This is a genomic window from Acinetobacter sp. NigerLNRRAM0016 (assembly GCF_054112845.1).
Genome location: NZ_JBSYVT010000037.1, coordinates 21,520 through 27,961, shown reverse-complemented (window position 1 = coordinate 27,961; position 6,442 = coordinate 21,520). Strand labels below are relative to the sequence as shown.

Annotated in this window: 5 protein-coding genes; 3 read left to right on the top strand and 2 right to left on the bottom strand. The window is 41.9% G+C overall.

Annotation, left to right across the window (positions count from 1 at the left end; all coding sequences use genetic code 11):
* On the bottom strand, nucleotides 1-174 hold a 174-nt coding region (locus ACWQ4X_RS16525), incomplete at its 3' end, for a YbfB/YjiJ family MFS transporter (protein ID WP_457904379.1).
* A gap of 118 nt (nucleotides 175-292) precedes the next feature.
* On the bottom strand, nucleotides 293-883 hold the full coding sequence (locus ACWQ4X_RS16520; RefSeq protein WP_457904377.1) for a flavin reductase family protein: 591 nt from the start codon (nucleotides 881-883) through the stop codon (nucleotides 293-295).
* Nucleotides 884-1,040: 157 nt separating this feature from the next.
* Here ACWQ4X_RS16520 and ACWQ4X_RS16515 point away from each other — a divergent pair, with 157 nt between their 5' ends.
* The 3 genes from ACWQ4X_RS16515 (at nucleotide 1,041) to ACWQ4X_RS16505 (ending at nucleotide 6,305) form a co-directional block, all read left to right on the top strand.
* Entirely contained in the window at nucleotides 1,041-2,429 is a 1,389-nt protein-coding gene (locus tag ACWQ4X_RS16515; protein WP_142769073.1) for an L-cystine transporter, read from the top strand.
* Nucleotides 2,430-2,585: 156 nt separating this feature from the next.
* Nucleotides 2,586-3,410 carry a PhzF family phenazine biosynthesis protein gene (locus ACWQ4X_RS16510; RefSeq protein ID WP_457904376.1) on the top strand — a complete coding sequence of 275 codons (825 nt, stop codon included), beginning with the start codon at nucleotides 2,586-2,588 and terminating at the stop codon, nucleotides 3,408-3,410.
* 129 nt (nucleotides 3,411-3,539) lie between these two features.
* On the top strand, nucleotides 3,540-6,305 hold the full coding sequence (locus ACWQ4X_RS16505) for a M16 family metallopeptidase (protein WP_457904375.1): 2,766 nt from the start codon (nucleotides 3,540-3,542) through the stop codon (nucleotides 6,303-6,305).
* Nucleotides 6,306-6,442 lie beyond the last annotated feature (137 nt).

The following is a 6,442-nucleotide window of genomic DNA, read 5'->3' as shown; positions in this document are numbered from 1 at the left end:
GCCCAAAAGGTTGGCACTGCCTAAAATACTGGCAAAATTATGACTCCATTCATAGGCTTCGCGCGTTGAAGGCAATAAGGCGGTATAGGAAAAGCGCAAAATACCAATGCCTAAACACATACTTAAACAAAGAAATACACTAAGCTTGACTGTATCCGAGAACGTCCTGTTCATACAATTTGACTAATTGTTTAAAAAATATACTTGAACTATAAGGTGAAAAATAGAGAAATACAATCGCTGACTTTTCACCTTTAGTCGATATGATGCAGCAAGGATATCATCAGCGTACTTATTTTTTATTGGCATCCACCGCATCACCAATGGTGTAGTAATGACCACCAGCAACATGGTGCACACTTTTCCACGAAGGATCAGCTTCGTGATAATACCAATGTCCATCGCGAAACACGCGATCATCTGCATAGGCTGCAAGCACTTTTCCTATAAACAAATCATGTGTTTGCTGGTTATGTGGTTCAGGAATTAACTTACAAATTAGCCAAGCGGTGCAGCCTTGCACCACAGCTAAGTCAAAACCTTCAAAGTGAAACAGTGGTGTATGGCAATGTGCGAGTTTATCAGGATCATCAAACTGGCTGGTTGAACCCAAGGCTTGTACCAGCTCAATTTGCTTTAAGGTGGGAACTTGTAGCGCAAAATAACCTGAATCTTCAATTAATTTTCGGGTTTTGGTGCTTTTATCCAACACCACTGAAACTTTGGCTGGAACCAGCTCTAAGGCACATGCCCAAGCGGCAGTCATGACATTGCTTTCTTGCCCATGTTGTGCAGACACCAAGACGGTTGGACCATGATTGAGTAAACGGTACGCTTTTGCCAGTTCGACAGGTTGAATGTGAGGATGGGAGAAGTCAGCCATATTTAGATTCAATTAGAGTATTTGCTACGGCATATCATAACCCTGATTGTTGCTGGAGTAGTCTAAATTTGAACACTTGGTTAGCGCTGACAGGTAAAGCCAAAAGTCGAATTGAATTTTGATTTATAATGAGGGTTACATTATTTAGGGAAAATACATGAATATGCCCTTAATCATCAATGTCATACTCTTTGTGGCATTGCTGTTTTTATTAAGTCGGACACGTCATACCAATTGGAGCCTTGCCAAAAAGGTGCTTGCTGGTCTCTGCTTGGGGGTAGTGTTCGGTTTAGCCTTACATTTGGTGTATGGCACAGGCTCAACCGTGCTGCAAGAGTCAGTGCAATGGTTCAACTTGGTGGGTAAAGGCTACGTCAAACTGTTGCAAATGGTGGTCATGCCACTGGTTTTCGTTTCCATTTTAGGTGCGGTCATTAAACTGCATGATGCAGGTTCGCTGGGCAAAATCAGTTTCATTAGTATTGGTACATTGTTAGTCACAACGGCTATTGCTGCTTTTGTGGGTGTGGTGGTGACCAATGCCTTTGGTTTGACTGCGGCAGGTCTGGTTCAGGGTGCACAAGAAACTGAACGTCTGAATGCGATTCAAACCGACTATGTCGGGCAAGTGACTAATTTACAAGTCCCTGATTTATTCCTGTCTTTTATTCCGACCAATCCATTTGCTGAACTGACGGGCGCGCATCCAACTTCCATTATTAGTGTGGTGATTTTTGCGGTGTTCCTTGGTATTGCAGGTTTGAACTTAATTAAGGCGGATGCAGAGAAAGGGCAAAAATTGCTTGCTGCGATTGAAATTATGCAAGCATGGGTCATGAAGTTGGTCCGTTTAATTATGATGCTCACCCCGTATGGTGTGTTTGCCTTAATGACCAATATTGTGGCGAATTCAAAATTGGCAGACATCCTGAACTTGGGTGGCTTCCTTGTAGCATCCTATATTGGATTGGGCATTATGTTTGCTGTGCATGCACTGATTTTGCTCATGACAGGGGTGAATCCCGTTCAATTCTTTAAAAAGGTTTGGCCTGTACTGACCTTTGCTTTTACCAGCCGTTCAAGTGCGGCCAGTATCCCACTGAATATTGAAGCGCAAACACGTCGTTTGGGTGTGCCTGAATCCATTGCCAGCTTCTCGGCCTCTTTCGGGACGACCATTGGTCAAAATGGTTGTGCAGGTTTATATCCAGCCATGTTGGCGGTAATGGTTGCGCCAACGGTCGGGATTAATCCTCTCGATCCAATCTGGATTTTGACTTTGGTTTGTGTGGTGACGCTGAGTTCTGTCGGTGTAGCAGGTGTGGGTGGCGGAGCTACTTTTGCAGCGCTGATTGTATTGCCAATGTTGGGCTTACCCGTAACCTTAGTGGCATTACTCATTTCGATTGAACCTTTGATTGATATGGGTCGTACCGCATTGAATGTGAATGGTTCAATGACCGCGGGTATGGTCACCAGTCAAGTCTTGGGGCAAACCGATCAAGCGATTTTCAAACAAGAAAATGTGGATTTAATCGAGAATTAATTTCACGGTTTCGACATCAATGGGAAAGCCAGTATTTGCGATATTGGCTTTCTTTTTTTATGCCATGCAACAACTGTATCCATAAATCAAATAAATTTGTATCTGTTATTGTTGGGCTGTCACGGCATAATAAGCATGAAACAATGGAGAAAAATCATGAAAATGTATCAAGTCGATGCTTTTAGCAATGCTTTATTTAAGGGTAATCCTGCGGCAGTGATTGTGACGGAGCAATGGTTAGATGAAGTGCTGATGCAAAATATTGCTTTGGAAAATAATCTGTCTGAAACTGCATTTGTAAAAAAGATTGATGCTGAACATTTTGAAATCCGTTGGTTCACGCCAACTGCCGAAGTCGATTTTTGTGGACATGCTACTTTAGCCAGTAGCTTTGTACTGTTTAAAGATTTTACTTCAGCCAAAACCATTCATTTTCATGTCAAAAATTTAGGCATCTTCATTGTGAGTCAGGCTGAAGATGGCAAAATCTGTATGAATTTCCCATTTCGCCGTGCAGAAAAAGTAGAAGAGTATCCTGAACTCTTAACTCAGGCACTCAGCAAACCGTTTAAAAATGTGTATTTAAACCAACAAGCTTTCATCATTGAGTATGAAACTGTACAAGACGTTTTGGATGAGCAACCAAACTTAGAACTGTTAAAGCAATTGGGTTCATTACGTACCGCCATTACCGTGCATTGCTCAAGTGTTGATGTTGCGATTACTGCGACAGGCGAACAATACGACTGTGTTTCGCGTTATTTCGCGCCTGCTATGGGCATTAATGAAGATCCTGTCACAGGTTCAATTCATACCGCGATTGCACCATTGTGGGCAGAACGATTGAATAAAACAGAGTTGATTGCTTATCAGGCCTCTGCACGTGGCGGTGAATTGTATTGCAAAATTGTCGATCAGGAACGTATCGAAATTTCAGGCTATGGCAAACTTTATATGCAGGCAGAGTTGTTCTTAGATTAAACATATTCGAACAAAGCAACGCTCAAAACTGAGGGTTGCTTTGCAAAACTTCACTATAAATCCCATTTTTGATTCCGTAAGATAGGCAGCTTATAAAATATTTATATGACTGAATATATTGGAATTAACATGTTAATGCGGTTGAAAAAACTTACTTTCTCTCTGTTTTTTGTTGGTTTAAGTTCGGCTGCTTGGGCACAGCCTGTTTTGGTCAAATCAGATCATCAAATTGAAGAATATAAATTAGATAACGGTTTTCGCGTCATTTTGGCGCCGAATGATAAAGAAAATAAAGTTTATATGAGCACCATTTATCTGACAGGTTCATTGAGTGATCCGCAAGGTAAAGGGGGCTTGGCACATTTATTAGAACACCTTGCATTCAAGGGTACGCAAAATGTCAAAGGCGAAGAATTCCAGCGCAGACTGGATCAATACACCTTAATGACCAATGCCAGTACCGACTATTATTCAACCCGCTATATTAACGTTGTCCGTTCTGAACAAACGGCTTTAAATGAAATTTTGCATTTAGAAGCCGAGCGCATGGATAAATTGGTACTGCAAGAAAAGTTTGTTCCTTCTGAAATTGCGATTGTGAAACGTGAGCGTGAAGTACGTTTGGATCAGCCTTTTGCGGTGTTGATGGATCAGATGTGGAAATCGGCTTATGGGAACCAGTATTTAGGACGTTTACCAATTGGCGATTTAAACGAATTGCAGTCCATTAAAATGAACGAACTGAATCAGTTCTATCGCTCGTGGTATGCACCGAATAATGCAGCCATGGTGATTGCGGGTAAATTTGACAAGGCACAAGTGTTAAAACAGATTGATCAGCAATTTAGTGCCATTCCTGCACGTCAAATTCCGGCTCAGGCTCAAGTGCCTATGCTGGATGCCAGTAAAATCAAGCAGCGTGAATTTACTGTGGCAAAAGGCAGTGATCTCGCCAAGTTCAATATTTACCTGAATGGAAAAAATGACAAGATCAAACCTGCATTAGCCTTGTCACCATTGTTATATACCATGCAGCCGAGCGGACATTTGTATCAAAGCATGGTGGAAACAGGCACCAGTACCATGGTACAGGCAACCACATGGCTCGATCGTGATTTTAATTTGGTGTTTATGGGGGCAATGTATGCGCCGAATCATGATGCCGAGCAAGTCGATCAGGCACTTGATCAAGGGGTAGAAAAGACTCAAGCCTTTAATGAAACTGAGCTGAAACGGGTAAAAAGTTTGATTCAAAATCAGGCAGACAGTATTCAAAGTAACTCTGCGGCATTGGGTTCACGTTTGGCAGATTATTTTGTGGCGAGTCAGGGGCGCTGGGATCAGTACTATGTCGATCTGAATAATATTCGAAACCTTAGTTTGAATGAGGTTAATCAGACCTTGAACCAGTTCTTGGTCAAAGAGCATCGTATTACCGGTGATATTCAGCCGACCCCAGAAGATCAGAAGAAAGCCATGCAACAACAGCAGGCAAAGGCGCCAAAGCAGACTTTAGACCAGCAAACGCAAGCCCCAGAGCCACTGAAAGATGTGAGTGTCTATCAGCAAGAAGTGGCGCAATATGTGGCAAGCTCTCAACAATATTTGGAAAAGAATGAGAAGCAAATTCAACGTGGTGCACTCAAAAATGGCATGAAATATGCGCTTTATCCTGTTGCGACCCGTGACAATAAAACCTATGCGACCATTAATGTGGAGTTTGGTACAGCCCAAAGTTTAATGAACAAAAGTGAAATTATTGATTTCACTTCTTATTTATTGCTCCGTGCTTCGGATAAATACAGTCTGCAAGATATTGCCGATAAATCGATTGATGCAGGGGGTTCCGCAACTGCATCATCCAATGGCAACGGCATGACCATTCAGATTGTGGCGAAAAAGGAAAAGTTTGAAGACTTCTTTAATTATATTGTCGAAGTCATGAAAAATCCGAAGTTTGAACAGTCGCAGTTTGATTTAATCAAGTCGCAAACGCTGTCCAGTTTAAACCGTCCCTATACGGAACCTGAAACAGTCGCCGCACTGACCATTGCCCGTTTAATCGAAATCTATCCGCAAGGGGATTTACGTTATCACTTTGAACCTGAATATGCCAAGAAGCAATACCAAGCTTCTACGAATGCGCAAGTGAAGCAGTTGTATCAACAATTTTTTGCCATGAATAACGCGCAAATTGCGGTGACGGGTGAGTTTGATGCCAAGAAAATGTTGCGAACCATCAAACAACAGTTTGGAAATTGGAAAGGCACGCAAGCATATGCACAACTCACTTCTGAATATACACCGTATAAAGCGCAGAAGAAGCATGTGTTGTCGGAGCAGCGTGAGTTTGGGAGCTATCAGAGTTTGCTGACCTTCCCATTGGGTGAGGATCATCCCGATGCACCTGCTATGCTGGTCTTTAGTTATATTCTTGGTGATTCGCAGTTGTCTTCACGTCTGGCACAGGAATTACGCGAGAAGAATGCTTTGGTGTATGGTTTTGGCAGTGAAATTCAGTTGGATGATTGGGTCAATTCAGGTGCATTGAGTATCGATGCCAATTACACCGCAGGTAAAGCTGAGCAAGTCTCTCAGTCAGTGCATAAGGTGTTGCAAGAATTGGTAGATCGTGGAGTAACTGAACAAGAGTTGGAAGCGGCGAAAGCGGATATTCTGAAAAACCGAGTTACGGCTTTGGAAGATGAGCGGAATATTCATCAAATGCTGACCTCACAGTTGGAGCGAGACCGTGATTTATTATTCCGTAAAAAGCGCGATCAAGCGATTGCCAACTTGACCAAGGCAGATGTCGATCAAGCCATTAAAAAATATATCCATCTCGATCAATTGGTCGAAGTGATGGCGGATCAATATGGACAGCCGAATCACTAATTTTTTAATGTTTTTCATCAGCTAAACGATTTCAATAAAAAGCCACATTTTTGTGGCTTTTTATTTTATAACTTGAAGTTAAATTGAACAAATGATAAAAAATAAGCGAAATTTTATATAACTTTTGAATAACTAAA

Coding starts and splice junctions, on each gene's coding strand:
- ACWQ4X_RS16515 (WP_142769073.1), top strand. CDS start 1,041: ATGAATATGCCCTTAATCATCAATGTCATACTCTTTGTGGCATTGCTG.
- ACWQ4X_RS16510 (WP_457904376.1), top strand. CDS start 2,586: ATGAAAATGTATCAAGTCGATGCTTTTAGCAATGCTTTATTTAAGGGT.
- ACWQ4X_RS16505 (WP_457904375.1), top strand. CDS start 3,540: ATGTTAATGCGGTTGAAAAAACTTACTTTCTCTCTGTTTTTTGTTGGT.
- ACWQ4X_RS16520 (WP_457904377.1), bottom strand. CDS start 883: ATGGCTGACTTCTCCCATCCTCACATTCAACCTGTCGAACTGGCAAAA.